At 62.1% G+C, this 23,095-nt stretch carries 24 protein-coding genes and 1 tRNA gene; 11 read left to right on the top strand and 14 right to left on the bottom strand.

Annotated elements, in window-relative coordinates; all coding sequences use genetic code 11:
- Window positions 1–85: 85 nt before the first annotated feature.
- The 4 genes from plsX (at window position 86) to AC1RT2_RS16640 (ending at window position 3,332) form a co-directional block, all read left to right on the top strand.
- Entirely contained in the window at window positions 86–1,144 is a 1,059-nt protein-coding gene (gene plsX, locus AC1RT2_RS16655) for a phosphate acyltransferase PlsX (RefSeq protein WP_069059179.1), read from the top strand.
- A gap of 1 nt (window position 1,145) precedes the next feature.
- A complete protein-coding gene (locus AC1RT2_RS16650) occupies window positions 1,146–2,117 on the top strand; it encodes a beta-ketoacyl-ACP synthase III (RefSeq protein ID WP_493103623.1) in 972 nt (323 codons plus the stop codon).
- 216 nt (window positions 2,118–2,333) lie between these two features.
- Entirely contained in the window at window positions 2,334–2,672 is a 339-nt protein-coding gene (locus AC1RT2_RS16645) for an integration host factor subunit alpha (protein ID WP_023513396.1), read from the top strand.
- A gap of 129 nt (window positions 2,673–2,801) precedes the next feature.
- Window positions 2,802–3,332, top strand: coding sequence for a MerR family transcriptional regulator (locus tag AC1RT2_RS16640; protein WP_069059177.1), 531 nt, complete (start codon window positions 2,802–2,804; stop codon window positions 3,330–3,332).
- Between the two features lie 151 nt (window positions 3,333–3,483).
- Here AC1RT2_RS16640 and AC1RT2_RS16635 read toward each other — a convergent pair whose 3' ends face one another.
- The gene (locus AC1RT2_RS16635; protein WP_493103621.1) at window positions 3,484–3,702 is read right to left on the bottom strand and encodes a hypothetical protein; all 219 of its coding nucleotides are present in this window, start codon (window positions 3,700–3,702) and stop codon (window positions 3,484–3,486) included.
- Between the two features lie 633 nt (window positions 3,703–4,335).
- Here AC1RT2_RS16635 and AC1RT2_RS16630 point away from each other — a divergent pair.
- The 3 genes from AC1RT2_RS16630 (at window position 4,336) to AC1RT2_RS16620 (ending at window position 5,554) form a co-directional block, all read left to right on the top strand.
- The gene (locus AC1RT2_RS16630) at window positions 4,336–4,548 is read left to right on the top strand and encodes a hypothetical protein (protein WP_069059175.1); all 213 of its coding nucleotides are present in this window, start codon (window positions 4,336–4,338) and stop codon (window positions 4,546–4,548) included.
- Window positions 4,549–5,110: 562 nt separating this feature from the next.
- Window positions 5,111–5,187: transfer RNA gene (locus AC1RT2_RS16625), tRNA-Pro, on the top strand.
- Window positions 5,188–5,302: 115 nt separating this feature from the next.
- Window positions 5,303–5,554, top strand: a complete 252-nt coding sequence (locus AC1RT2_RS16620; RefSeq protein ID WP_069059173.1) for a GlsB/YeaQ/YmgE family stress response membrane protein — start codon at window positions 5,303–5,305, stop codon at window positions 5,552–5,554.
- 54 nt (window positions 5,555–5,608) lie between these two features.
- Here the strand turns inward: AC1RT2_RS16620 and AC1RT2_RS16615 are convergent, their stop codons facing one another.
- From AC1RT2_RS16615 to AC1RT2_RS16595, 5 genes are all read right to left on the bottom strand, one after another.
- Window positions 5,609–6,730, bottom strand: coding sequence for a glycosyltransferase (locus AC1RT2_RS16615; protein ID WP_493103618.1), 1,122 nt, complete (start codon window positions 6,728–6,730; stop codon window positions 5,609–5,611).
- A gap of 29 nt (window positions 6,731–6,759) precedes the next feature.
- Window positions 6,760–8,007, bottom strand: coding sequence for an O-antigen ligase family protein (locus AC1RT2_RS16610; protein ID WP_493103616.1), 1,248 nt, complete (start codon window positions 8,005–8,007; stop codon window positions 6,760–6,762).
- On the bottom strand, window positions 8,004–9,578 hold the full coding sequence (locus AC1RT2_RS16605; RefSeq protein WP_493103614.1) for an undecaprenyl-phosphate glucose phosphotransferase: 1,575 nt from the start codon (window positions 9,576–9,578) through the stop codon (window positions 8,004–8,006). Before AC1RT2_RS16605 ends, AC1RT2_RS16610 begins: the two co-directional genes overlap by 4 nt.
- 79 nt (window positions 9,579–9,657) lie before the next feature.
- A complete protein-coding gene (locus tag AC1RT2_RS16600) occupies window positions 9,658–10,824 on the bottom strand; it encodes a glycosyltransferase family 4 protein (RefSeq protein ID WP_493103612.1) in 1,167 nt (388 codons plus the stop codon).
- 5 nt (window positions 10,825–10,829) lie between these two features.
- On the bottom strand, window positions 10,830–11,378 hold the full coding sequence (locus AC1RT2_RS16595) for a polysaccharide biosynthesis/export family protein (protein ID WP_493104006.1): 549 nt from the start codon (window positions 11,376–11,378) through the stop codon (window positions 10,830–10,832).
- 241 nt (window positions 11,379–11,619) lie between these two features.
- Here AC1RT2_RS16595 and AC1RT2_RS16590 point away from each other — a divergent pair, with 241 nt between their 5' ends.
- Complete coding sequence (locus AC1RT2_RS16590) at window positions 11,620–13,863, top strand: GumC family protein (RefSeq protein WP_493103610.1); 2,244 nt, start codon at window positions 11,620–11,622, stop codon at window positions 13,861–13,863.
- 4 nt (window positions 13,864–13,867) lie between these two features.
- Here the strand turns inward: AC1RT2_RS16590 and AC1RT2_RS16585 are convergent, their stop codons facing one another.
- The gene (locus AC1RT2_RS16585; protein WP_493103608.1) at window positions 13,868–15,133 is read right to left on the bottom strand and encodes a GNAT family N-acetyltransferase; all 1,266 of its coding nucleotides are present in this window, start codon (window positions 15,131–15,133) and stop codon (window positions 13,868–13,870) included.
- Window positions 15,134–15,312: 179 nt separating this feature from the next.
- On the opposite strand from AC1RT2_RS16585, the gene AC1RT2_RS16580 reads away from it, so the two are divergent.
- Window positions 15,313–15,765 (top strand): NUDIX hydrolase, encoded by a 453-nt coding sequence (locus AC1RT2_RS16580; RefSeq protein WP_493103606.1) that lies wholly within the window; start codon window positions 15,313–15,315, stop codon window positions 15,763–15,765.
- Window positions 15,766–15,771: 6 nt separating this feature from the next.
- Here the strand turns inward: AC1RT2_RS16580 and AC1RT2_RS16575 are convergent, their stop codons facing one another.
- On the bottom strand, window positions 15,772–16,512 hold the full coding sequence (locus tag AC1RT2_RS16575; RefSeq protein ID WP_493103604.1) for a metallophosphoesterase family protein: 741 nt from the start codon (window positions 16,510–16,512) through the stop codon (window positions 15,772–15,774).
- A 5-nt stretch (window positions 16,513–16,517) separates the two neighbouring features.
- Entirely contained in the window at window positions 16,518–16,736 is a 219-nt protein-coding gene (locus AC1RT2_RS16570; protein WP_069059164.1) for a DUF2842 domain-containing protein, read from the bottom strand.
- 260 nt (window positions 16,737–16,996) lie between these two features.
- Here AC1RT2_RS16570 and AC1RT2_RS16565 point away from each other — a divergent pair, with 260 nt between their 5' ends.
- Window positions 16,997–18,088, top strand: coding sequence for a COX15/CtaA family protein (locus AC1RT2_RS16565; protein ID WP_493103602.1), 1,092 nt, complete (start codon window positions 16,997–16,999; stop codon window positions 18,086–18,088).
- Between the two features lie 6 nt (window positions 18,089–18,094).
- Here AC1RT2_RS16565 and AC1RT2_RS16560 read toward each other — a convergent pair whose 3' ends face one another.
- The 4 genes from AC1RT2_RS16560 to AC1RT2_RS16545 all read right to left on the bottom strand — a co-directional run bounded on the left by AC1RT2_RS16560 (window position 18,095) and on the right by AC1RT2_RS16545 (window position 21,536).
- Window positions 18,095–18,937, bottom strand: a complete 843-nt coding sequence (locus AC1RT2_RS16560; RefSeq protein WP_493103600.1) for an aminoglycoside phosphotransferase family protein — start codon at window positions 18,935–18,937, stop codon at window positions 18,095–18,097.
- Entirely contained in the window at window positions 18,934–19,866 is a 933-nt protein-coding gene (argC, locus tag AC1RT2_RS16555) for an N-acetyl-gamma-glutamyl-phosphate reductase (protein ID WP_493103598.1), read from the bottom strand. Before argC ends, AC1RT2_RS16560 begins: the two co-directional genes overlap by 4 nt.
- Before the next feature lie 131 nt (window positions 19,867–19,997).
- Window positions 19,998–20,951, bottom strand: a complete 954-nt coding sequence (gene speB / locus AC1RT2_RS16550; protein ID WP_493103596.1) for an agmatinase — start codon at window positions 20,949–20,951, stop codon at window positions 19,998–20,000.
- Window positions 20,952–21,056: 105 nt separating this feature from the next.
- Window positions 21,057–21,536 carry an Lrp/AsnC family transcriptional regulator gene (locus AC1RT2_RS16545; protein ID WP_493103594.1) on the bottom strand — a complete coding sequence of 160 codons (480 nt, stop codon included), beginning with the start codon at window positions 21,534–21,536 and terminating at the stop codon, window positions 21,057–21,059.
- Between the two features lie 85 nt (window positions 21,537–21,621).
- Between AC1RT2_RS16545 and AC1RT2_RS16540 the strand changes: the two genes are divergently transcribed.
- Complete coding sequence (locus tag AC1RT2_RS16540; RefSeq protein WP_493103592.1) at window positions 21,622–22,539, top strand: DMT family transporter; 918 nt, start codon at window positions 21,622–21,624, stop codon at window positions 22,537–22,539.
- Between the two features lie 77 nt (window positions 22,540–22,616).
- Here AC1RT2_RS16540 and rpsI read toward each other — a convergent pair whose 3' ends face one another.
- Complete coding sequence (rpsI, locus tag AC1RT2_RS16535; protein ID WP_069059157.1) at window positions 22,617–23,093, bottom strand: 30S ribosomal protein S9; 477 nt, start codon at window positions 23,091–23,093, stop codon at window positions 22,617–22,619.
- Window positions 23,094–23,095 lie beyond the last annotated feature (2 nt).

The following is a 23,095-nucleotide window of genomic DNA, read 5'->3' as shown; positions in this document are numbered from 1 at the left end:
CACCCCGCGAAAAGCGGTATTTTGGCCGAATTCGGCCACGGTGGCTTCTCCGCCGCTGGAAAACAAGAATTAAGGCAAGACACGCGTGGTCAGAATTTCCATCGATGTCATGGGAGGCGATTTCGGTCCGAAAGTCGCTATCCCTGGCGCAGCCAAGGCTCTCGAGCGCCATCCCGACATCCGCTTTGTGCTTTTCGGCAATGCCGCCGAATGCGAGCCGATTCTGGCGCAACACCCCAAACTGAAGGCTGCAAGCACCTTCCATCATTGCGACGTCGCGGTTGCCATGGACGAAAAGCCAAGCCAGGCGCTGCGCCGCGGCCGTGGCAAATCGTCCATGTGGCAGGCGATCGATGCGGTGGCGAAGAACAACGCCGACGTGGCCGTTTCCGCTGGCAATACTGGCGCGCTGATGGCGATGTCGAAGTTCTGCCTGCGCATGATGGCCAATATCGAACGCCCGGCGATCGCCGGCATCTGGCCGACCCTGAAAGGGGAGAGCATCGTGCTCGATATCGGTGCAACGATCGGCGCCGACGCCAACCAGCTCTTCGATTTCGCGCTGATGGGCGGCGCGATGGCGCGTGCGCTGTTTGAGATCGACAAGCCGACGCTCGGCCTGCTGAATGTCGGCGTCGAGGAAATCAAGGGCCAGGAAGAGGTCAAGGCCGCGGGCCAGCTCATCCGCGAGGCCAATTTCGACACGATTGACTATTATGGCTTCGTCGAAGGCGACGATATCGGTCGCGGTACGGTGGACGTCGTGGTCACGGAAGGTTTTGCCGGCAATATTGCGCTGAAGGCGGCCGAGGGCACAGCGCGGCAGATCGCGGAATATCTGCGTGCCGCCATGACACGCACGTGGCTTGCCAAACTCGGCTACATTCTCGCCAAGAGCGCGTTCGACCGGGTGCGCGAGAAGATGGATCCGCGCAAGGTGAACGGTGGGGTGTTCCTCGGTCTCAACGGCATCGTCATCAAGAGCCATGGCGGCACGGATGCCGAAGGGTTCGCGGCCGCGGTGGATGTCGGTTACGACATGGTCCGCAACGGCCTCAAGGAAAAGATCGAAAGCGATTTGCAAAAATATCATGCCGGCCGCCCCGTCGAGGGCGCCGTACAAGGCATGACAGACGAGGTATAGAATGATCCGATCAGTGGTCCGCGGCTTCGGAACGGCGCTTCCGAAGCGGGTACTCACCAATGCCGAACTGGAAAGCATGGTCGACACGTCCGATGAGTGGATTGTGCAGCGGACCGGCATCCGCCAGCGCTACATCGCCGGCGAGGGTGAAACGACCGCCTCGCTGGGTGAGGCCGCGGCACGTGCGGCGCTCGACAAGGCCGGCCTGACGGCCGCCGACATCGACCTGATCATCGTTGCGACCTCGACACCGGACAACACGTTCCCGGCGACCGCCGTCAACATCCAGAACCGTCTCGGCATGCATCACGGCTTTGCCTTCGACGTGCAGGCCGTGTGCTCCGGCTTCGTTTATGCGGTGACGACGGCGGATGCCTATATCCGTGGTGGCCTCGCGAAACGTGTCCTCGTCATCGGTGCGGAAACCTTCTCGCGCATTCTCGACTGGACGGACCGCACGACCTGCGTGCTGTTCGGCGACGGCGCCGGCGCTATTGTGCTGGAAGCCCAGGAAGGGACTGGCACCGTTGCTGACCGCGGCGTGCTGACGACGCAGCTTCGTTCCGACGGCGCGCATCGCGAAAAACTCTATGTCGATGGCGGCCCGTCCACGACGGGTACGGTCGGTCATCTGCGCATGGAGGGCCGCGAGGTCTTCAAGCATGCGGTGGGCATGATCACCGACGTGGTCGTCTCCGCCTTCGATGCGACCGGCTTCACCGCCGACGACATCGACTGGCTGGTGCCGCACCAGGCCAACAAGCGCATTATCGACGGTTCGGCCAAGAAACTCGGTATTCCGCTCGAAAAGGTCGTCGTCACCGTCGATCTGCATGGCAACACCTCTGCCGCCTCCATCCCGCTCGCGCTGGCCACTGCAGCGCGTGACGGGCGAATCAAGGAAGGCGATATCGTTCTGCTGGAAGCCATGGGTGGCGGCTTCACTTGGGGCGCGGTCCTTCTGCGCTGGTAGAACCTCTTCGTTTGAACGCTTCTTATGAGATGGCTTGTTCGGCGCCCGCATCGGAATATGCGGGCTCTCGTCTCGCTGTCCTTGTGGGGCAGTTTCCGGCGGGGTGAGTGGGGAACGGTTAGGGTTGGCCCTCAGGGCCGCTTGACCGCGCGGGGGAAGGGCAATAGTCTCCCACCACTTAACCATGCGCTTTCAATAAGAAATTGGTGAGGGACGATGAGCGGGAAGACGGTGACACGCGCAGATTTGGCCGAATCGGTTTTCCGGAAGGTCGGCCTTTCCAGGACCGAATCCGCAGAGCTTGTCGAAACCGTCATTGACGAGATCTGCAATGCCATCGTCCGGGGCGAGAGCGTCAAGCTTTCCTCCTTCGCCACCTTCCAGGTGCGCGACAAGAACGAACGCATCGGTCGCAATCCGAAGACCGGCGAGGAAGTGCCGATCTCGCCGCGCCGAGTGATGACCTTCAAGGCATCGAACGTATTGAAGCAACGGGTGCTGAAGTCGCATCTCTCGCGCAAGGCGAAACAGAAGCCGGCTTCGCCCGCTTCCTGAGCGATTTTCACATCATTGTCGCTCCATCAGCAATTTGAAACTTGAATATCGTCCGACAACTCGCTGAAATGAATACGAATCGGTGGCGTTTATCGTATGCTGCCGCCGTGAGCTTTCATCGAGGATAGAATGGACAAGAGTCCGGACGCGTTCCGTACCATCAGCGAAGTCGCAGACGATCTCGACCTGCCGCAGCATGTGCTGCGCTTCTGGGAGACACGCTTCGTCCAGATCAAGCCGATGAAACGTGGCGGGGGACGCCGCTATTACCGCCCGGAAGACGTGGATCTCCTGAAGGGCATTCGCCATCTGCTCTATGACCATGGTTATACGATCAAGGGCGTGCAGAAGCTGTTGAAGGTCAACGGCAACAAGTTCGTCGCGGCGATCGCGAGCGGCGACCTCGCCACGGTGGAGGCGCTTGCCGCCGCAAACCATGAGGACCCGACGCCGCCAAAGGCAGGCAGCGACGACGACCAGATCGTCGGCCGCGCCAAGGCCCCGGCCAGCCGCCGCTTTTTCTCCTTCGTCGGTGGCACTGACGATCCGCCGGAAATCTCGATCGGCAAGACCAGCGTCGGCAAGGAAGATCGCGCACTGCTTCAGGAAGCGCTCTACGATCTCCTCGAGTGCAAGCGCCTGCTCGACCAGGTGCGTTGAGCCAATCGATGGGTGGCTGTGGAGGCGGGGCCGCCTTTGTGCCGCCCATGGCGTCACTAGCCCGCTTCCGGTGTCACCTGTGAGTGCATGAAGCGCATCGGCCTCTGCTCCCCTGCGGAAGAAGGCCTTCTCTTCGCGCTTACCCTTTCCGTCAATCGCGTTGCTGCATGGGTTCCCAGCCTCGCACGAAGCCGTGTCCCATCGCCGCTCGGGTCAGGTCGAGCTGGCGCCGGAGGTGGGCGCAGTCGGCAAGCAGCGTCGCGCTCGTCGCCTGTGCATCTCCGTCATGCCAGGCAAGGGCGGCGCGTACGGCATCCCCCTGATTGTCTGCCGGCCCAGCCGGCGCTTCGTACTCGGGAAGCGATCGCACGTCAGCATTCTCCTGTGGGGACACAGTCGTCTCTGAGAGTAAGGAACAAGGAAATCCGTTTGGATGCGTTCTTATTATGTTCCGTTTTGGCGAGGAGTCAACAGTGCGCTGGTGGCCGCAAAACAAGAAAAAGCCCCGCACGGTGGCGGGGCAAACAGGCGTCACGCTTGGCTCTCCGTGACGCGGGGGAGTGCTCGCAAATGACAAGCGAGCGAGGCAACTCTACGACTTTCGTCTAATGCCGGGGAAGGTCTGAATCGGCGATTCCGGTACGGTTGTGAAAAGAAAATGAGGGGCAGTGGACATGCGGGTAGCAGCTCAAGAGCATGTCATTGAACTAAAACCCATAGCAGCCGAGACGTGGCGCTCGAAACTCGCGAGCGTTGGGCTTGATGTCACCGGGCTTGCCCCAAGTCCCTGGGTGTGAACCTTCAGGGGGTCTTCTAACGGAAAAAATGCGGAACAGATTTTGTTAACGATTGTCAAATAGCGCGTTTACAATTGGTTGCATTCGATGAGAGATTCTCATATGCGGTGTAATATTTCATCGGTTATTAATAAGTATTGCCGAAAGTCAGCCGTGGAGTACCGTCTGAGTTGCAACCAGCAATCGATTAAGCGGGGATAACTGACATGGCAATCAAGCATCTTCCCAAGGTGAAACCGGGATTCACGCAGGGCTCGGAAGCGGACGAAACAGTCGCCTACATCAGACAGATGCTGAAGGAACTCCATAAGGCCGCAGCGGACGTCGATTGGTATCTCGCCTACTTGACTGAAATGGCCTTGTTGGACGCGGGCGATATTCTGGCAGGGCTGCGGCCTATGAAAAGGGACCGGGGATAGGCCTCAGGTCGCCAGTTACTCCGACAACCGTCGCGAGTGGGTCGCGGCTTCCAAGCCCGTGTCCTGATTTTCTCGGGATGTCTGCGAGTGTTCTAAAGCGTCAACCGTCGCCATATGCTGGTGGAACGCACGCAGGCCTTCCTGACCATCGCCGCCTTGAAGCGCCGCGACGCGCACCACTCTCATAGCCATTCGCATTTGGGCTTCATGCTTGCTACGGTGAGGCATCTGGGTACCGTCTTGTCACAGATTAAGGCTCCCTAACGTTGGGTTAGATTCTAAATTTAGTCAAGTATGTTTACTTATCAATCAATCTTGATGATCACGCAGTCTATCGGCAGCAACTAGTCTCTCAGCGGTCTGTCGGGGAGTCGGTTGACTGCGTTCACTGGCCCTTCCCAAACCAACCGCCCGTTGCTCCTTGCTGAGAAACACTCAAGGAGCACCCGGTGAGGCTTTGGTTCCGACGCTCTCATTTCGGCTCCTTTTGTTCCTTTTTTGCGATTGCCGTGATTTTCCCCCTTGCATCGAAAACCTTGAGACTATAGGGGTTTCGGCGGTCCGGAATGTAGCGCAGCCCGGTAGCGCACTTGACTGGGGGTCAAGGGGTCGTGGGTTCGAATCCCGCCATTCCGACCAATTTTTCCTCACTGTTACAAGCGTATTCGCAAGTCCCCTCGGAACTTTGCGGGCGTTTCCACGTTTCCCTGCCGCCGGTCTTTTGCCGGTGTGTCAGGAGCTTGAGGAGACGCGCATGGAAGACGCAGGTATCGGCTGGATCGCAGCCATTATTGTCGGCGGGATTGCCGGCTGGCTCGCCGAGATGTTCATGAAGAGCAATATGGGCGTGCTGATGAACATCGTTCTCGGCATTGTCGGCGCGGCCGTGGCCAATCTTCTGCTCGGGCTGATCGGTGTTTCGCTCGGGGGCTGGATCGGTTATCTGGTCGCGGGCTTTATCGGTGCCTGCATACTGATCGCCCTGGCGCGCGCGATCAGGCGCTAAAACAGCTATTAGGCTTCAAGGCCGTCTCTCCGGGAGGAGGGGCGGCCTTTGGCGTCAGGCGACCAGGCCGCGATAGATCGCTTCCGTCTCGCCGATCATGCGTTCCAGACTGTAGTCACCGCTGCGGGCGCGGGCGGCGGTCGTGTGGCGGGCGAGGCGATCGGGGTCGCTGAGGCGGATCATGGCGTCGGCGAGGCGTTTTGGATCGTCGTCGTTTTCGACGAGCACGCCATTGACGCCATCCTTCAGCACCATGGAGGCGCCGCCGACATCGGTCAGCACCATCGGTTTTCCGGCCGCCGCAGCCTCCAGCATGACATAAGACATGGCCTCGTAGCGGCTCGGCATGACGAGCACGTCGATCGCCGCCATGGCTTGCGGGCCGCTGAAGCGTGTCGTGAGGTGGACGCGGTCCGCGTGTCCGCTGGCCGAGATCTGGCGGTTGACGGCGTCCTGCATCTCGCCAGTGCCGATCATCACGAGATGGGCGTTCGGGACGCGTTCAGCCACGCGCTGGAAGGCCGCAAGTAGCCGCTCGGGCGCCTTCTGATGGCAGAGCCGGCCGACAAAGCCATAGAGCAGGGCATCGGCCGGGATGGCAAGTGCTGCACGCACTGTTGCGCGCGAATCCGCCGGCGGTGTTTCGACGCCATTGACGACGATCGACAGCTTGTTGCGCGGCATGCCGAGTGCCCGGGCATGGGCGTATTCATCGGCGGAGACGCAAATCAGGCGTTCGGTAAACCCGCGGGCGAGCAGCTTTTCGATTGCGCCATAAATCTTGTGGCCGAGCGCGCCGAGACCGGGATCCATCGTGCGGAAGGCGTGCGGGGTGTACACACGGGGCACATGGTGGCCGGGAAAGCGCAGGCGCGAAAGGGCGCCGGCCTTGGAGCTATGCCCGTGAATGACGTCGAAGGGACCCGCCTTGCGGATGACCGCGCGCAGCGCATGCCAGGCGGGCAGGTCCGACGGGCCGGGCGAGCGGGCCATGGCGACGATGTGCACGCCTGCCAGATCGAGCGACGTCAGTTCCTCGACGAAACGGCTTTCCGCGCGCACCGGCGAATAGACGGCGTGCACTTCGTGGCCCCGTGCCTTCATGCCCTGGCAAAGATCGATGAAATGCCGGCCCGAGCCGCCGCCGCTCGGTTCCAGCACCTGGAGAAGACGCATTCGTCGTGGATTCTTTTCCAGGGAGGGGGTCATGATGGGGTGCGGCCCGATGCGGTCTGCCGGTTGTGGCGCCGTTCGAGCGCGATGCAGCCCCAGACGATCCCCAGCAAGAGATAGAAATGGCGCCAATGATCCGTATCGATGACGAAGCCGATCGCGGTATGGCCGACAAGCGTGATGAAGGAGATCATCAGGAAGGGCTGCCAGGTCCGATTGCGCAGCAGCGCCTTGAAACCGGCGAGGAGCGTCCAGATGATGAGGGCGAAGTAGCAGGCAAAGCCGAGCCAGCCATAGCTGGTCAGCGATTTCAGCCAGATATTGTGCTCGTCTTCCGGAAAGATCGTGCTGAACACCATGGGGCCGATGCCGAAGGGTTTTTCCATGGCCATCAGAAAGCCGATGCGGTGGCGCTCGAAGCGGCCGAGGTGCCCGCCGTCATATTCCTGCACCAGCTGGGTTCGGCTGGAGAACAGATCGGCCACCTTGTCGAATTGCAGCGCGATGATCAGCGCGACGATCAACAGGGCGGCGGCCGACAGACTGAGCACGAGGATTTTCAGCCGGAACGCGCCCGTGCGCTCCTTGAGCAGCATGACGAAGACGAGTGCCACCACCGAAAACAGGTAGAGCGCCCAGGCGGCGCGCGAGAAGGACAGGAACAGGCCGAGCGCCAGGATGAGCACACCGATGACCTTCAGCGGGGCGCCGAGAATGCGGCCGGCAAGCAGCCCGTGCATCAGGTAGAGCGAGGGGGCGACGAGGAACGGGCCGAAGACGTTCGGATCCTGGAAGGCGCCCTTGGCGCGGTCATAGAGCGTGAAGGCCTCGGCGCCCGGAAAGGCGTGGAAGTAGCCGAGGATGCCGAGGATGGAGGTGATGAGGGCGCTCGCCACCCAGGCGCGGAAGATCAGTTCGAGCCGTGCGGGCTTGGCCTCGATGATGGCGGCGAAGAACACGCTGGAGAGTGCCAGGAACAACGAGACGGCGATGTACATCGGGCCGACGGAGAAGTCGTCGAGCACGGTGAGCGACAGCATGCCGCCGACGTTGAAGAGCACGAGCAGGATCAGCAGCGGCGCGATGCCCCGCGAGATGCGCAGGCCGATGATTGCCCAGAGGCCGATGAGGCCAGCCATGAAGACTTCGTAAGGTGCTGGCTCGCTGATGACGAAGCCCGACAGGAAGACACCGACGGCCACGAGCATGGAACCGATAATGCCAACGGCCGCAAGACGCGGCCGGAATGGCGGAGCATAGGGGAGAGCCGCGTCGCTCAATACGCGTTTTCCGTATTGAGCAGGCGGAAGGGCGTCAGGAACAGGATCTTCAGATCCAGCCAGAGCGACCAGTTCTCGATGTAGTAGAGATCGAATTCGGTGCGGAAGCGGATCTTGTCGTCATGGTCGATCTCGCCGCGCCAGCCGTTGATCTGCGCCCAGCCGGTGACGCCGGGCTTGACGCGATGGCGGGCGAAGTAGCCCTCGACGACGTCGACATATTTGCGGTCGTGCGACTGGGCCTGGATGGCGTGCGGACGGGGACCGACGAGGGAAAGCTCGCCCTTCAGCACGTTGAAGAGCTGCGGCAGTTCGTCGATCGAGGACTTGCGCAGGAAGCGGCCGACGGGGGTTACGCGCGGGTCGCCCTTCGTCACCGCGGCCTTGGCCGTCGGGTCGGACATGTTGGTGAACATCGAGCGGAACTTGTAGACCTCGATGACCTCGTTGTTGAAGCCGTGGCGCTTCTGCTTGAAGATGATCGGGCCGGCCGAGGTGAACTTTACCGCAATGGCGGCGCCGATCAGCACCGGCCAGAGCAGCACGAGCGCGAGGACGCTGAAGAAGATGTCGAAGATGCGCTTGGCGACATTGTCCCAGTCGGCGATCGGCTTGTCGAAGATATCGAGCATCGGCAGGCTGCCGATCTGCGAGTAGCTGCGCGGCCGGAAGCGCAGGCCCTTGGCGTGCGCGGCAAGGCGAATATCAACCGGCAGCACCCAGAGCTTCTTGAGGAGCGACAGGATGCGCGCCTCCGCCGAAAGCGGCAGCGAGATGATGAGCATGTCGATGCGGGCAAGCCGGGCGAATTCGACGAGTTCGGCGACCGTGCCGAGCTTCGGATAGCCGGCGACGATCGAGGGCGAACGGCGTTCGTCGCGATCATCGAAGATGCCGCAGATGCGGATATCGTTTTCCGGCTGCTGCTCGAGCGTGCGGATGAGTTCCTTTGCCGGCTCGCCGCCGCCGACGATGACGGCGCGCCGCTCCATCGTGCCGTTGCGGGCCCAGCGGCGGATCGAGTAGGCGATCACCTGACGCTCGATGACGAGGTAGACCGCGCCGGTGGCAAACCAGGACGCGAACCAGACGCGGGAATATTCCTCGCCGGATTTGAAGAAGAACACGACGAGCGCCATTGCGCCGAAGGCGATCGCCCAGGCCGCGAGGATTCTCGGCGTCATGCGCCAGGGCGACCGCAGGGCCGGCACCTGATAGGCATCGGCAAGCTGAAGCAGCAGGACGCCCATCGCCGCGCCGCCGACAAGCACCGACAGGTAGAATACGGTTACGCCCATGCCGGGCGTGCTGACATAAAGGAGATGAATGCCGTAGCCGATCGCCAGCAGCGCCACGAATTCGAAAAGGCGCAGCAGCCCGATGATCATGCTCGGGGAATAGGTATCGGCGCGGAACTGCTGCGCGATCTTCTGGGCAAGCGGGTTGAGATCGACCGTCTTGCCGCCGTCGTATTCTTCCGACGGCGAACCGGCTGTGATCGTACGGATCTCGGAAGCTTTTCGTCTCAGAGCTTCAGGATCGAAGGAGTCGGGCTTGTCGACATGGTTCATGGCACGCACCTGCAGAGGCTTTGCACCGGAGATAGCACGAAGCCCCTAAGAAACGTTTACGTGGTGGGTGATCGTCGGATCAGGAAGCGTGCCGATTTCCGCCATTCTGCTTGGCGAGAATATCGCGGTAGAGGCGCAGCAGCGACGAGGACATGACCGAGGCGGAAAAGGTTTGCTTGAAGGTGGCGGAGTCCGGCATCACCTTGGCGAACCACGCGGGATCGCTGACAGCGTCGACCATCACCCTGGCAAGCGCGTCCGCATCGCCGGGGTCGGCAAGCGCGATGCTGTTTGGCCCGAGCACTTCGGGAATGCCGCCGACGCGACTTGCAATGACGGGCTTGCGGGCGGCAAGCGCTTCCAGGACGATATAGGGCATCGCCTCGGCGCGCGACGGCACGACGACGTTGCGGGTCATTGCGAAAGCATCATGCGCCTTCATGGCGGGCAGCAGGCCGATACGGCGGCCAAGCCCCCAGCGCAGCATCATCTTCTGGTATTTTTCCCTGTCCGGACCATCGCCGATCATCAGGGCGGAGAGCGGCCGGCCGACGAAGCGTTCGGTGCGGGCGAAGGCGTCGACGAAGACGTCGGGTCCCTTCAGGTCGCGCAGCATGCCGATATAGAGGAAGTCGACCGCGTCTTCCCGGGCGTAGACGGTCTCGAAGTCGCGATCGTGGATACCGTTATAGATGCGCTCGGCGCGAATGCGCGGCTTGCCTACGCGGGCGAGATAGGCGTCGCGCTCGAAATCGCAGACGAAGACGAGCGCATCGCCCAACCGTTCGAGCATCCGCTCGGCGGCGAGGATCGAAAAACCGGCCATGGTCTTTCGATCATAGTGCAGGCTGCCGCCGTGCGGCGAATAGAGGCGGGCTACGCAATACCTGTTCACCCGCAGGGCTGAGCCGATGAGACGGGCAATGGCGCCACCCTTGGCGCCGTGCCCGTGCAGGACATCCGGCTGCAAACTTTTTATTTCACCGTAACATTTCCAGAAGGCGCCGATATCCCGCGGGCCGACGGCGCGGCTGATCGGCACACGAATGAGGCCGAGCGAAAGATAGGGACGGATTTCATCGAACAGCGAATCCTCGAACGAGCCCCCGGTGAGGCTGTCGCAGACGATGCCGACCTCATGGCCTGCCTTCGCATGGAACTCGGCCAGATCGCGCACATGGCGGAAGATTCCACCGATGGGCGACCGGAAACAATGAATGATGCGCAGAGGACGTTCGTCCGTCATGTTTTTCAGAACAGCCGTTCGCGGACATAAATCGTGTCGCCGGCCAGGACCGGATCGGAAATCGATACACGGCCCGTAATGATCTTTCCGTTAATCTTGCGCGTCACATCGACATCGCCCTGGTTGGCGCGCGGCGAGAAGCCGCCGGCAACGGCAATGGCGTTCTGGATGGTCATGCCCGCGACATAGCTGTACTGCCCGGCCTGGCCGACTTCACCCATGAGATAGATGGAACGGTAGCGATCGACCTCGATGGAGACGTCGGGATCGCGCAGATAGCCCTGGCGCAGTTTTGCAGCGATGATGCTTTCCAGTTCCTGGAGCGTCTGGCCGCGTGCCGGCACCCCGCCGATCAGCGGGAAGGCGACATAGCCGGCCTGGTCGATTGTATAGGTGTTGCTGAGCCCTGGCTGTTCGAACACCGTGACGCGCAAGCGGTCGCCGCTGTCGAGGCGATAGGGCTGGATGGTCGCCTCGTGGAAGGCCTTGGGGGCAGGGCGGTAGCCGCTGCAACTCGAAACGGCCGGCACGATGAGTGCCAGCGCGAGCAGCATGCCCTTGTTGATCGTTGCGAACGCCATTCGCTTTCCCAATCCCGGAAATCAGAAGTCTGATCTTCGTTATCGATCCGTTAGGGTTAATGGCTGGTAAAGGACGGGGGTGGATAAGGGCGGGAAATGCAGATTTTTTCACGCCGAGCGCGTGATCCAGCGACCGTTCTACTCTTGGTGGTTAACGCTTAGGTTACCATGTTTGTTTACGGTGCGGGCAATTCGTCGCGTTCGGAGTAGGGATATGTCAGGCGTTCAGGGAAGCCAGCAGGATGTCGATATCGACCTTGGCGGTCTTTTCGGCGCAATCTGGCGCAACCGTATGCGTGTGCTCATGGCGACCGTGGTCGGCGCGGGGATCGCGTTCGCGGGCGCGAGCCTGATCACGCCCAAATACAAGAGTGAAGCCCGGCTCCTCATCGAAACGCGCGAACCCGCCTTCACGACGGGCACGGACCGGACGCAGAGCCGGGAGCAGCCGCCCTTCGACGAACTTGGCATTGCCAGCCAGGTTCAGCTCCTGAAATCCGCCGACCTCATGAAACAGGTCGCGCGGAACTTGAAGCTGTCGGAGCTGGAGGAATTCGACCCGACCGCCCAGCCATCCGCTGTCTCCGACCTGCTCGTCGTCTTCGGCCTAAAGAAGAACCCGCTCGATCTCGCGCCGGAAGACCGTGTGCTGAAGGAATTTGCTGAAAAGCTCACCGTCTACCAGGTGGAACGCTCGCGCGTTGTCGCCATCGAGTTCAGCTCGAAGGATCCGCGCCTTGCGGCTGCGATTCCAAACGAGATGGCAAAGGTCTTCCTGTCGCTGCAGAGCGGCGCCAAGCTGGACACCAATTCCGAGGCGACGCGCTGGCTGGAGCCGGAAATCGCCAACCTGCGCGAAAAGGTGCGCGAAGCCGAACAGAAGGTTGCCGAATACCGTTCGCAATCCGATCTCCTGCCGACAGGGGAGAATGGTACGTTCGCCGTGCGGCAGCTGACGGACATTTCGGCCGAAGTCACCCGTGTGCGCGCCGAGCGTGCCAATGCGGAAGCGCGGGCGGAAAGTGTGCGCGCCGTGCTGAAGAATGGCGGCGCGCCGGACACGCTGGCGGATGTCGTTGGCTCGCAGATGATCCAGCGGCTCAAGGAAAGCGAATCGCAGATCCAGGGCCAGATTTCCGATCTTTCGACGTCGCTTCTCGACGGACATCCGCGTCTCAAGGGGTTGCGTTCGCAGCTCGTGGGCATTCGCACGCAGATCAAGGCGGAAACCCAGAAAATCCTTGCCAGTCTCGAAAACGAGGCCAACACGGCGCGGCTGCGCGAAGCCCAGCTTGTCCAGCAGCTCAACACGCTGAAGGCCGACAGTGCGCGTGCCGGCGAGGACGAAGTCGGTCTCAAGGCGCTGGAGCGCGAGGCAACGGCCCAGCGCCAGCTGCTCGAAACCTATCTCGCCCGCTACCGCGAGGCGACGTCGCGTACCGACAGCGGCTCGACACCGGCCGACGCGCGCATCATTTCCGCTGCCGCTGAGCCCACGGAAGCTGCCTTCCCGAAGGTCCTGCCGATCACCATCGTCGGCGGCGTCGTCGGTTTCACCTTGAGTTCTATCGCCATCCTGCTCTCCGAGCTTTTCAGCGGCCGCGCGCTGAAGCCGGTCGGCGCGGCGGCCGTCGTGCCGCATCGGCGCGAGGAAGAGATCGACGAGGATGTGGCGGAGACCGTCGTGGTCGAGCCCGTCGCCAAGCGGGTGCCGTTGGTGCGCGAGGATCCCGGCGTCGTGAAAGACATCCATGCCCCGGCAAAATCCCTGCTGTCGAGCATTGAACCTGAAGACGAAGACGAGGAAGAAGAGGAGCAGAGCATGCGTCCTTCCCTGATTGATATGCCCGCCTTCGAAGACGAAGGCGATTTTTCGGTCGCGGCCGTTGCCCGGCACATGATCGAGAACAATGTTTCCGTTGCGATTTCCGTCTCGCCTTCCGGCGACCGCGGCTCGACGGCGACGGTGATGCTGGCCCGCCGGATTGCCGAAGATCATCGCAAGACGCTTCTGATCGACCTGACCGGTTCGGCCTGCCCGACGCGGCTGATGGCGCAATCGACCCAGGTGCCGGGTATCACGGACCTTCTCGTCGGCGATGCCGCCTTCGGCGACATCATCCACGGTGACCGTCTTTCCAGCGCGCATATCATTCCGCGTGGCAATGCCAACATCAAGCGCGCAATGCGCGGCATCGACCGGCTGGCCATGGTGATCGATTCGCTCGCCGACGCCTATGACACGGTGATCGTGGAGTGCGGCCCGGCCGAGGTCGAGGGCGTGCGTCGCCTGACGCGGGGAGAGGAGACGGACATCATCCTCTCCATTCCGGGCGCCGAAGAAGATGAGATCGTCGACCTGATCAGCGCCTTCGGTGAGGCCGGTTACAGCGAGATCGTGCTGATGACGGGCGAGGGGGCAGAGCCGCCCCGGCGTCCCCGCCGCCGCGCTGCCTGACGGTTCAGTCCGCGCCTTCGCCGGCGCGGACGAATTCTGTCTTGCCGGAGCGCATGCGCTGCAGGAAGGCGTAGACCTGCGGGTTCTGTTTGATGAGGCGCTTTGCACCCGCCTTTGCCCGATGCACGGCGGCAACCACGCTGCCAGCAACCGTCGTCGGCCAGAGCAGGTCGTGCTGCGGCGTCTCGATCGTGCACCAGGAGCGCTTGTACGCCTGGTCGCCGATGCCGAAATCGAACAGGCGAACACCTTCGCCGCACAGCTTGTGGATTGCCAGATAGAACAGGAATTCACCGGGGCTGGCATCCGCCGCGATGCTCTCGTCGATCGAGCCGAACTGGCAGATCACATGGTCGCCCTTACGCGATAGGCCGGCAATCGCCACGATATGTCCTTCATGCTCGCCCTTGAGGCGCACGGCATGAAGCTGCAGCGGATAGGTGTCCGCGTCGCTTTCGACGGCGACCAGCTTGCGGAAGAAGTTTCGCGTTTCCTCGTCGCGAAAGACGTCGGGCAGACGCATCGTGTCGAAACGAGCGGCTTTCTGGAGGAAGAAGGTTTCCAGCAGGAGGCGGCCCTCTTCGGCCGTGTCGGCGACGACGTGTTCGTAACCGCCAAGTGCTTCGACGCGACGTTCGGAATTGCGGAATTTTTTGCGGCGACGCTTGGCATTGACCTGTGCCAGCGTGCGTTCGAAACTCTCGAACAGTTCGAGCTGGAAGGCGGCGTTCTGGTTCAGCACCGACGGCAGGTCGGCAAAGGAATTCGTCTGGCCGCGCCAGTCGAGCGGCACCTTTTCCAAAAGGAAGAGGTCGAAGTAGCGGGCGAACTGCGCGCGCGCCTGCTCGAAAGCCTGGCGCAGCCGCGGCGGTGCCGCAAGAAAACGGAATTCTTCGGTATAGAGGCCCGTATTGATGTTGCTGAACGGGGTGGCGAGGAAGCGCGCTGTGCGCACGGGGCCATGGCGCACGATTTCCAGCGGTAAGATAAGGTGCGTTTTTCCGCCGGAAAAACCTTCGACGATCAAGAGCTTGCAGGCGTGCGTTTCGGCCCAGGCGCGGCACCAGTCGTAGCTCTGGTGAAGCGAAAGATTGTTGTCGGCTTCAAGGGCCCGCCAGCGGGTTTCCAGCGTTTCCATGCGGTCATGCAGGCGGATGGACAGAGGCACGACCGAGGGCGTGCGCCCCTCATCGGCAACCGACCCCAGGTATCGGACCGCGAGCTCGCGCTCGGATGGCATGACCTGGAAATTGAGTTGCATCGCTCCCATGGGCTCGACCCTTATGCCTCTGGCTAGCGGCCGCACCGCCGCGAAAACACCATAGGCATGAGGTTTAGGAAAAGAGTTTAAATCCACTGACCGTGCCGGGTATGCCCGGAGAAATTGGCCGGCGCGGTTAGCAATTTCATAACGAAATCCGACAAAAGCCGACGGGATAGGAGAGAGATATGCAGACATGGCGTCCGCCGCAGAAAATCCACGTGAAGGTGCTAGGCCTCGCCTGGCACGACGGCCGCCTGCTGGCGGCGGAAGTGACGCGCGATGACGGCACCGTGAAGGGTGTTCGCCCGCCCGGCGGCGCTATCGAGTTCGGCGAGACGCGGGAGGAGGCGCTGGTGCGGGAGTTCCAGGAGGAATTCGGTTGCGGCATCGCGATCGAAGGGCCTTGGGCGACCTTCGAGAACCTGTTCTGGCACGAGGGCGCGCAGGGTCACGAATTCATCTTCGCAGCCAATATCCGTCTGCTCGACGAAAGCCTCTACCAGCGCTCCGAAATCACGCTTGTCGAACACGACCGTTCGGTCTGGACGGCGCGCTGGTTCATGCCGCATGCGCTTCCGGATGGCGTGGAGCTCTACCCTAGCGGACTTTCTGCGCATCTGGTGCGAGTCAATCGGTGATAGGTTTTATCGAAGCCAGCCGGTGGAAAGAGCACTCGCCCATTCATGCTGGCTGCGGCTCTCTGCAAGCCGGGCCATCGCCATGTGATCGTAGCTTACAAGATGGAAGGATGCGTCCCACGTGCCGCCACGCTTTTCGATGATGGCATAGCGTGCATGCGGCGAGCCGGTCTCCACCTTGTGCGGCAACGGCTCGTCATCGTCGTAGGCTGGCGAGCCCACGCTGCCAGGATTGACGACCAGCCGGCCATCACGCAGGCGGACCATGCGGGCGAGATGCGTGTGGCCGCAGAGCAGGACAGGATAGTCATTGCCTTCTGCCAGGGACTCGATGCGCTCGATCGATGAAAGTCGCATTCCGCCCTCGAATGCTTCGTCCAGCCAGTAGACCGTGTCTGTCTGCGGTGTTCCGTGGCAGAGGAAGATTTCGTCGTGAAGGACCGCCGTTGCCGGCAGCTGCGCCAGCCAGTTCAGGTGATGCACCTCCAGTTGCGCATGCGCTATGCGGTCCCAGCTTCCCATCGCCGCCCGTTCTTTCTCGACGAGCCAGCGGTCATGATTGCCGCGAATGCAGACGATGTCCGGCCGTGAAAGCAGGATATCGGCCGTGCGGCTCGCATTCAGCGCGCCGCTCAGATGATCGCCGAGATTGACGATTTCGGTGATGCCCCGGCGCTCGATGTCCGCAAGGACAGCGTCCAGTGCGAGATCGTTGCCATGAATATCGGCGATGACGGCGATCCGCATGACGTCTACTCGTCGCGCGGCTTGCCCGGCTTTTCCATCCATTTGATGATGAACATGGCCGGCAGGATCCACAGCACGCCGGTGACCGTGAAATAGAGCAGGTGGATGTACCAGGGCGATTGTCCCAGCGTGGCAACCGCGACGGTGGTCGCGACCAGCGCATAGACGAGGACGAGGATGATGATCAGTACCGTGCCGATCAGTTTTCTGAGGCGAGGGGGCATTGTCGGTCTTTCAATCTCAAAGCATGTCGCGCAAAAGTGTGGAGCGGTTTTGCGATAACGACATGCGCAAAACAAGAGGTCAGGCGGCAAGGGCGCGACGGCATGCCGCAAAGCTTCGGGCCTTGTTTTGCACGGGCTGGTCAGGCAAATCAACGCCAGAGCAGGTCCGGTAAAAGCGCGCGAGCGGTTTTGCGTCCGGAACTGCGCAAATTTAGCCAAAGCGACAGCCTAACCGACGCTTTGGAAAAGGAGCCGATGGAATGAGCGCCATGACCGCGACTGCATATCGCAGCCAGAACGACACGGACAGGACCGAACGCAATCGCCGACAGGTCCGCCGCTGGCTGGGCTTCGTGCTGTTCACGCTGTTCGTGCTGGTGCTCGTCGGTGGTGCAACGCGACTTACCGAATCCGGCCTCTCGATCACCGAATGGAAGCCGATCCATGGTGTCATCCCGCCGATCACGGCTACGGAATGGCAGGAGGAATTCGACCTCTACAAGCGCATTCCGCAATACGAGCAGATCAACAAGGACATGACCGTCGAGGAGTTCAAGACGATCTTCTGGTGGGAATGGGCACACCGGCTGATCGCGCGCTCCATCGGTTTCGTCTTCGCCGTGCCGCTCGCCTTCTTCTGGCTGACCGGCCGCATCGAAAAGAAGCTGCGCTGGCCCCTGGTCGGCCTTTTGGCGCTCGGTGGTTTTCAGGGCTTCATCGGCTGGTGGATGGTCTCCTCCGGCCTGGCGGATCGCGTCTCTGTCAGCCAGTACCGGCTGGCAACCCACCTCACCATCGCCTGTCTGATCTTCGCCTGGACGACGTGGCTGATGCGCGCACTTTCGCCGCACAGCGACGATCCGGCGCCGACCGCGACCTCGAGACGCATGGCCGGTATCATCGCCTGCATGGCGATCTTCCAGATTTATCTCGGCGCGCTCGTCGCCGGTCTCGACGCCGGCCTCACCTACAACACCTGGCCGTTGATGGACGGTGCCGTGGTGCCGGGTGGCCTGTTCGTGCAGCAGCCCTGGTGGATCAATCTCTTCGAAAACCCGAAGACCGTGCAGTTCGTCCACCGCATCGGCGCCTATGTGCTCTTCGCGCTCGTCGTCATTCACATGATCTCGTCGCTTCGCGCCGCCCCCGAGACAACGCATGCCCGCCGCGCGCTCGTACTCTTCGGCCTCGTCTGTCTTCAGGCGACGATCGGCATTCTGACGCTGATCTGGCAGGTGCCGTTGGGTTGGGCGCTCGCCCACCAGGGCGGTGCGCTGGTCGTGCTCGGTTTTGCCATGGCGCATTGGCGCGGGTTTTATGGAGAATATCCGCGGGCCATGGCGGACGACTGATCGCGATCAGGTGCGCATGAGGACGTTGCGGACCGCCGCGGCAACGGCAAGTTCGTCGTCACGATCTTTTTCGTTTCCGTCTTCCTCATGCCACGCTGCCGACAGGCAGCCATAGGCAAAGCCGTAGCGCAGTATGGTGCGGACATCACGGCCGAGCGTTTCGGCGAAGATATCCGCCATCGCCGCGATTCTCTCCTCGTCGCGGGTGAGGTCGAAACGGTCGAGTGGGTTGGAAAACATGTTGGCGACATCGAGCGCCGGGTCGCCGATCAGTCCCGCCGGGTCGATGATGAGCCAGCCGCGCGGGCCGGACACGATGTTCTCGTGGTGAAGGTCGCCGTGTAGCGGCTTGATATCCCGCTGGCCGGCGATCAGCGCCTCGGCGATGGCCGCCGCCTCCGAATACGGACCTTTGACGCCCTCCCGGTGATCCCGTTCGGCCTTGTCGAACAGGCTCGAGAAATAGCGCGGGAGCGTAAGCAGGCTTGCCGGCGGCGGGGTGTCGGACGGACGATGATAGTCTCGCAACACCGCGGCGGCGATGCGCGTCGCGTCCGCGTCGCCGTGGGAAAACAAATGATCCCGCAGCGTCGTCGTGCCGGCATGTTCCATCAGCAGCATGTCGTCGGAGCGGGCAAGGAGCCTCACGCAGCCGACACCATCCCGCCAATCAAGGAAATCCGCACCACGTAGGCTGTCTTCCAGGACCTTCGGTTTCAGATGCTTGACGATCGCGCGCGTGCCATCTGCAAGCGTCGCGTCATAGACGCTGCCGGCAGGAGTGTCGGCGATAAGACCGGCACTTTCGATGCGCCACGCGATAGGGAAGACCGGATGTTTGCCCGTCATCCCTTCAGCATCAGATCCATGTTCTGCACGGCCGCACCCGAGGCGCCCTTGCCGAGATTGTCGAGCAGGGCGACGAGATTGACGTGGGGGCTGCCTGCGGTGCCGAAGACGTAGAGCTTCATGCGATCCGTATCGGCGAGTTCCACGGCGTTGACACGGGCGAGGTTGGCGCTTTCCTTGAGATCGACGACCTCGACGATGTCCTGGTCGGCATAGTGCTCGGCCAGCGCCTCATGGATGGAGCCGAGCGAGGCGTGCTCGTTGAGGCCTGCCAGATAGAGCGGAACCTGCACGATCATGCCCTGCGCGAACTTGCCGACGGAGGGCGAGAAGAGCGGTGCGCGCGACAGCATGCCGTGCACCTGCATTTCCGGCACATGCTTGTGCTTTAGCGGCAGGCCGTAGAGGAAGTGCGGCGAATCGATATGCTCCGGGTGCCCGGCATCCTCCATCTGCGCGATCATCTGCTTGCCGCCACCCGTGTAGCCGGAAACGGCGTTGACCGTGACCGGGTAGTCCTCCGGCAGGATGCCGGCGAGCCGCAGCGGCCGCAGCAGGCCGATCGCGCCGGTCGGATAGCAGCCCGGATTGGCGACATAACGCGCATCCGCGATCTTCTTCGGCTGGTCGTGGTCCATTTCGGCGAAGCCATAGGCCCAGTTCGGGTCGACGCGGTGCGCGGTCGAGGTGTCGATGATGCGGACGGAATTGTTGCCGGAAACCATGGCCACGGCTTCCTTGGCCGCATCGTCCGGCAGGCAGAGGATCGCGACATCGGCGCTGTTGAGCAGGTCTTCGCGCAACGTCGCATTGCGGCGCTCGGCTTCCGGGATGGAAAGCAGCTCGACATCGTTGCGGCCGGCCATGCGCGTGCGGATCTGCAGGCCTGTCGTGCCGTGTTCGCCATCGATGAAGATCTTCGGTTTCATCTGCAATCCAATCCTGTCAGAGCTTCCAGCATTCCAGCAAAACTATGCAACGGTTTTGCGTCCGGACGTGCGGAAAAGAGATTTCGCGGCCCGATATAGACCCTCGACCTGTCGCATTCAATGCCGCGCCGTCAGCGTCGCTCCGCCAGCGTCTCGGCGTGAAGGCCCAGCATGTACATGGCGATGTTGGAGGCGGCGATGGCGGTGATATCCGCGTGGTCGTAGGCGGGCGCGACCTCGACGACGTCCGAGCCGACGATGTTCAGCGCGCCGAGCTTACGCAGGACCGAGAGGATGCGGGCGCTCGACGGGCCGCCGGAGACCGGGGTGCCGGTGCCGGGCGCGAAAGCCGGGTCGAGGCAATCGATATCGAAGGTGAGGTAGGTCGCCCTGTCGCCGACATGGTGGACGATCGCATCGGCGATCTCGGCGGCGCTCATCTCTTCGACATCGTAGCCATAGAGAATGCGGATGCCGCAATCCTCCGGCGCATGGGTGCGAATGCCGATCTGGATCGAGGTCTCGGCATCGATCAGGCCTTCACGCACGGCAGTTCCGACGAATGAGCCGTGGTCGATACGGCCCTTTTCATCGGCCCAGGTATCCTGGTGGGCATCGAACTGCACGAGCGAGAGGGGACCGTATTTTTCCGCATGCGCGCGCAAAAGCGGCAGCGTGATGAAATGGTCGCCGCCGAGCGTCAGCATATAGGCGCCGGATTTCAGGATCTTCTTCGCCTCGCGCTCGATCGTTCCCGGCGTCTTCTGGTGGTTGCCGTAGTCGAGCAGGCAATCGCCATAGTCGATGACGGCCATATCCTCGAAGAGGTCGCGCTCGAAGGGATATTGTGGATCGTTGTCCATGATCGCCGAGGCGCGGCGGATCGCCTGTGGCCCGAATCGCGTGCCTGGGCGGTTGGAGGTCGCGGCATCGAAGGGAATGCCCCAGACGACCGCATCGACATCCTTCAAGACCTTGCTGTAGCGCCGGCGCATGAAGGAGAGAATGCCCGCATGGGTGGGGTCCGAGGCAGCGCTCTTCAGCGTCTTGGCAGTGATGGCATGATCGATCGTCTTGTTGGCCACGATGAGGTTCCCGGTTGCTGTCGCCCTTGGAGGGATATGCTGTTTCAGCAAAATGCCGGCACGACGGCAAGCCCCGTCACAGAAAAGAAAAGAGGGTGGCCGTGGTCACAGGGGTGGCAGGCGCCTAGCGACGGATGTTCCCTTGATGACGGCCGTGCTGGTCACGGCATGGTCCGAAAGAGCCTCCAGGACGTCGTCCATTTCCTCTATCGAATGAACGACGAGGCGAGCGAGAAACGGGTCGTCGCCGGTGATCTTGTCGCATTCTATGAATTGCGGGGTGTCCTGGATCAGTTTCTCCACCACGTGCAGCTTTCCGGGCAGCGGCCGGATGCGCACCATGGCCCGGATCTGATAACCGAGGGCGCGCACGTCCACGTCGAGTGTGAAGGACCGTATGGCGCCGCCGGCCTCCAGCTTGCGCACCCGTTCCGACACGGCGGGCGCGGACATGCCGACGAGCCGGGCCAGCTCGCTCATGGACAGCCGCGAATCGGCGTCGAGCGCAGTCAGTATGCGGGAATCGGCCCCATCAATCTGAGACTTTCCAGATTGAAGGCCATTTGAGGTTTTAGAGCTGGACATGATGCCATGATAGCCATTTCACCTTTGCTTATCCATGGAATTCGTACCTTTCACCCTCCATGATCGTGCGTCATAGGAGTGACCCATGCTGATTGGTATTCTTGCCGGCCTCACAACATGCGCGTTGTGGGGATTGACGTTCATTGCGCCTCGCGCCGTGGATCCCTTTTCCACCTTCGACCTGACGGTCGCACGGTACGGGATATTCGGCATGGCTTCCGTGCTGCTTATGCTTCACCCGCGCTTCCGGCCGCGCGGTCTTACGGCGAGGCGCTGGCTGGTCGGCCTGCTACTGGGCGGTGTGGGATATGTGGGATATTTCGTCGCCGCTGCCTATGCGGTGAAGCTGGCGGGGGCGGCTGTTCCACCGCTCGTTATCGGCACCATGCCGGTGCTGTTGGCGCTCATTGCGAACTGGCGGGATCGCTCCGTCCCGTGGCGCTCGCTCGCTTCTCCCCTGGGGTTGATCGCCGCGGGCGTGGCCGTCGTCAACATGTCGGTGATCGAGGCGGTCGGACGGGAGGGGCGCGACGCCATCCTGCTCGGCGTCCTTGCCGCATCAATCGCGCTTGTGGTCTGGATCATCTACGGCCTCGCCAATGCGGCCGTCATGTCCGCCCCGGATGCGCCCGATGGTTTGCACTGGACCGGCGTGCAGGGGATTGGAGCGGCGATCGGCAGCATGATGCTCCTGCCGTTGACGTCGTTCTCGACGCAGGACATCGCAAGTGCCGAGATGGCAAACTTTCTCGCCTGGGCTTTGCTGATGGGCCTTGCGGGATCGTGGGTCGCCACGTTTTGTTGGGTCATCGCTTCAGGCAGATTGCCGCTAGCACTCGCCGCACAACTCATCGTCGCGGAAACCGTGTTCGGTCTGGCTTATGGCTTTCTGTTCGAAATGCGCTGGCCCGATGCGGCCGAATGGACAGGAGCGCTGCTGCAGCTTGCCGGTGTCACGGCAGCAATTCTTCTCTTCAGCAGGCCGCGCGTTGCTTGCCCGTAGCGCCGGGAAACCTGGCCGAAAAACGAAAAGGCCGGGGCGAACCCCGGCCTTTCCTGAAGAACAAGTCTTCCGAGCGATTAACGCTTGGAGAACTGGAACGAACGGCGTGCCTTCGCACGGCCGTACTTCTTGCGCTCGACGACGCGCGAGTCGCGGGTCAGGAAGCCGCCCTTCTTGAGGACCGGACGCAGGCCCGGCTCGAAGTAGGTCAGTGCCTTGGAGATGCCGTGACGAACGGCACCGGCCTGGCCGGACAGACCGCCGCCAGCGACGGTCGCGTCGATGTCGAACTGGCCATCACGGGCAGCCGCGATGATCGGCTGCTGCAGGATCATCTGCAGAACCGGACGGGCGAAGTAAGCTTCGAACGACTTGCCGTTGACGGTGATCTTGCCGGAACCCGGCTTGACCCACACGCGGGCGACGGCGTCCTTGCGCTTGCCGGTGGCGTAGGAACGGCCCTGGGCGTCAACCTTCTTGACGTGAACCGGGGCGGAGGCAGCGGGAGCTGCGGCAGCGACGCCGAGGTCCTTGAGCGAGGAGAGGTCGGCCATTA

It is taken from the genome of Shinella sp. GW821-FHT11G07, assembly GCF_058808115.1.
The sequence above is the reverse complement of the archived record's forward strand: the minus strand, read 5'-3'. Positions and strand labels throughout refer to the sequence as shown.

Bases quoted from the DNA above. Each gene is read 5' to 3' on its own strand.
- AC1RT2_RS16650 (WP_493103623.1), top strand. From the start codon at position 1,146: ATGATCCGATCAGTGGTCCGCGGCTTCGGAACGGCGCTTCCGAAGCGG.
- AC1RT2_RS16645 (WP_023513396.1), top strand. From the start codon at position 2,334: ATGAGCGGGAAGACGGTGACACGCGCAGATTTGGCCGAATCGGTTTTC.
- AC1RT2_RS16640 (WP_069059177.1), top strand. From the start codon at position 2,802: ATGGACAAGAGTCCGGACGCGTTCCGTACCATCAGCGAAGTCGCAGAC.
- AC1RT2_RS16630 (WP_069059175.1), top strand. From the start codon at position 4,336: ATGGCAATCAAGCATCTTCCCAAGGTGAAACCGGGATTCACGCAGGGC.
- AC1RT2_RS16620 (WP_069059173.1), top strand. From the start codon at position 5,303: ATGGAAGACGCAGGTATCGGCTGGATCGCAGCCATTATTGTCGGCGGG.
- AC1RT2_RS16615 (WP_493103618.1), bottom strand. From the start codon at position 6,730: ATGCGTCTTCTCCAGGTGCTGGAACCGAGCGGCGGCGGCTCGGGCCGG.
- AC1RT2_RS16605 (WP_493103614.1), bottom strand. From the start codon at position 9,578: ATGAACCATGTCGACAAGCCCGACTCCTTCGATCCTGAAGCTCTGAGA.
- AC1RT2_RS16600 (WP_493103612.1), bottom strand. From the start codon at position 10,824: ATGACGGACGAACGTCCTCTGCGCATCATTCATTGTTTCCGGTCGCCC.
- AC1RT2_RS16595 (WP_493104006.1), bottom strand. From the start codon at position 11,378: ATGCTGCTCGCGCTGGCACTCATCGTGCCGGCCGTTTCGAGTTGCAGC.
- AC1RT2_RS16590 (WP_493103610.1), top strand. From the start codon at position 11,620: ATGTCAGGCGTTCAGGGAAGCCAGCAGGATGTCGATATCGACCTTGGC.
- AC1RT2_RS16585 (WP_493103608.1), bottom strand. From the start codon at position 15,133: ATGGGAGCGATGCAACTCAATTTCCAGGTCATGCCATCCGAGCGCGAG.
- AC1RT2_RS16580 (WP_493103606.1), top strand. From the start codon at position 15,313: ATGCAGACATGGCGTCCGCCGCAGAAAATCCACGTGAAGGTGCTAGGC.
- AC1RT2_RS16575 (WP_493103604.1), bottom strand. From the start codon at position 16,512: ATGCGGATCGCCGTCATCGCCGATATTCATGGCAACGATCTCGCACTG.
- AC1RT2_RS16570 (WP_069059164.1), bottom strand. From the start codon at position 16,736: ATGCCCCCTCGCCTCAGAAAACTGATCGGCACGGTACTGATCATCATC.
- AC1RT2_RS16565 (WP_493103602.1), top strand. From the start codon at position 16,997: ATGAGCGCCATGACCGCGACTGCATATCGCAGCCAGAACGACACGGAC.
- AC1RT2_RS16560 (WP_493103600.1), bottom strand. From the start codon at position 18,937: ATGACGGGCAAACATCCGGTCTTCCCTATCGCGTGGCGCATCGAAAGT.
- argC (WP_493103598.1), bottom strand. From the start codon at position 19,866: ATGAAACCGAAGATCTTCATCGATGGCGAACACGGCACGACAGGCCTG.
- AC1RT2_RS16545 (WP_493103594.1), bottom strand. From the start codon at position 21,536: ATGTCCAGCTCTAAAACCTCAAATGGCCTTCAATCTGGAAAGTCTCAG.
- AC1RT2_RS16540 (WP_493103592.1), top strand. From the start codon at position 21,622: ATGCTGATTGGTATTCTTGCCGGCCTCACAACATGCGCGTTGTGGGGA.
- rpsI (WP_069059157.1), bottom strand. From the start codon at position 23,093: ATGGCCGACCTCTCCTCGCTCAAGGACCTCGGCGTCGCTGCCGCAGCT.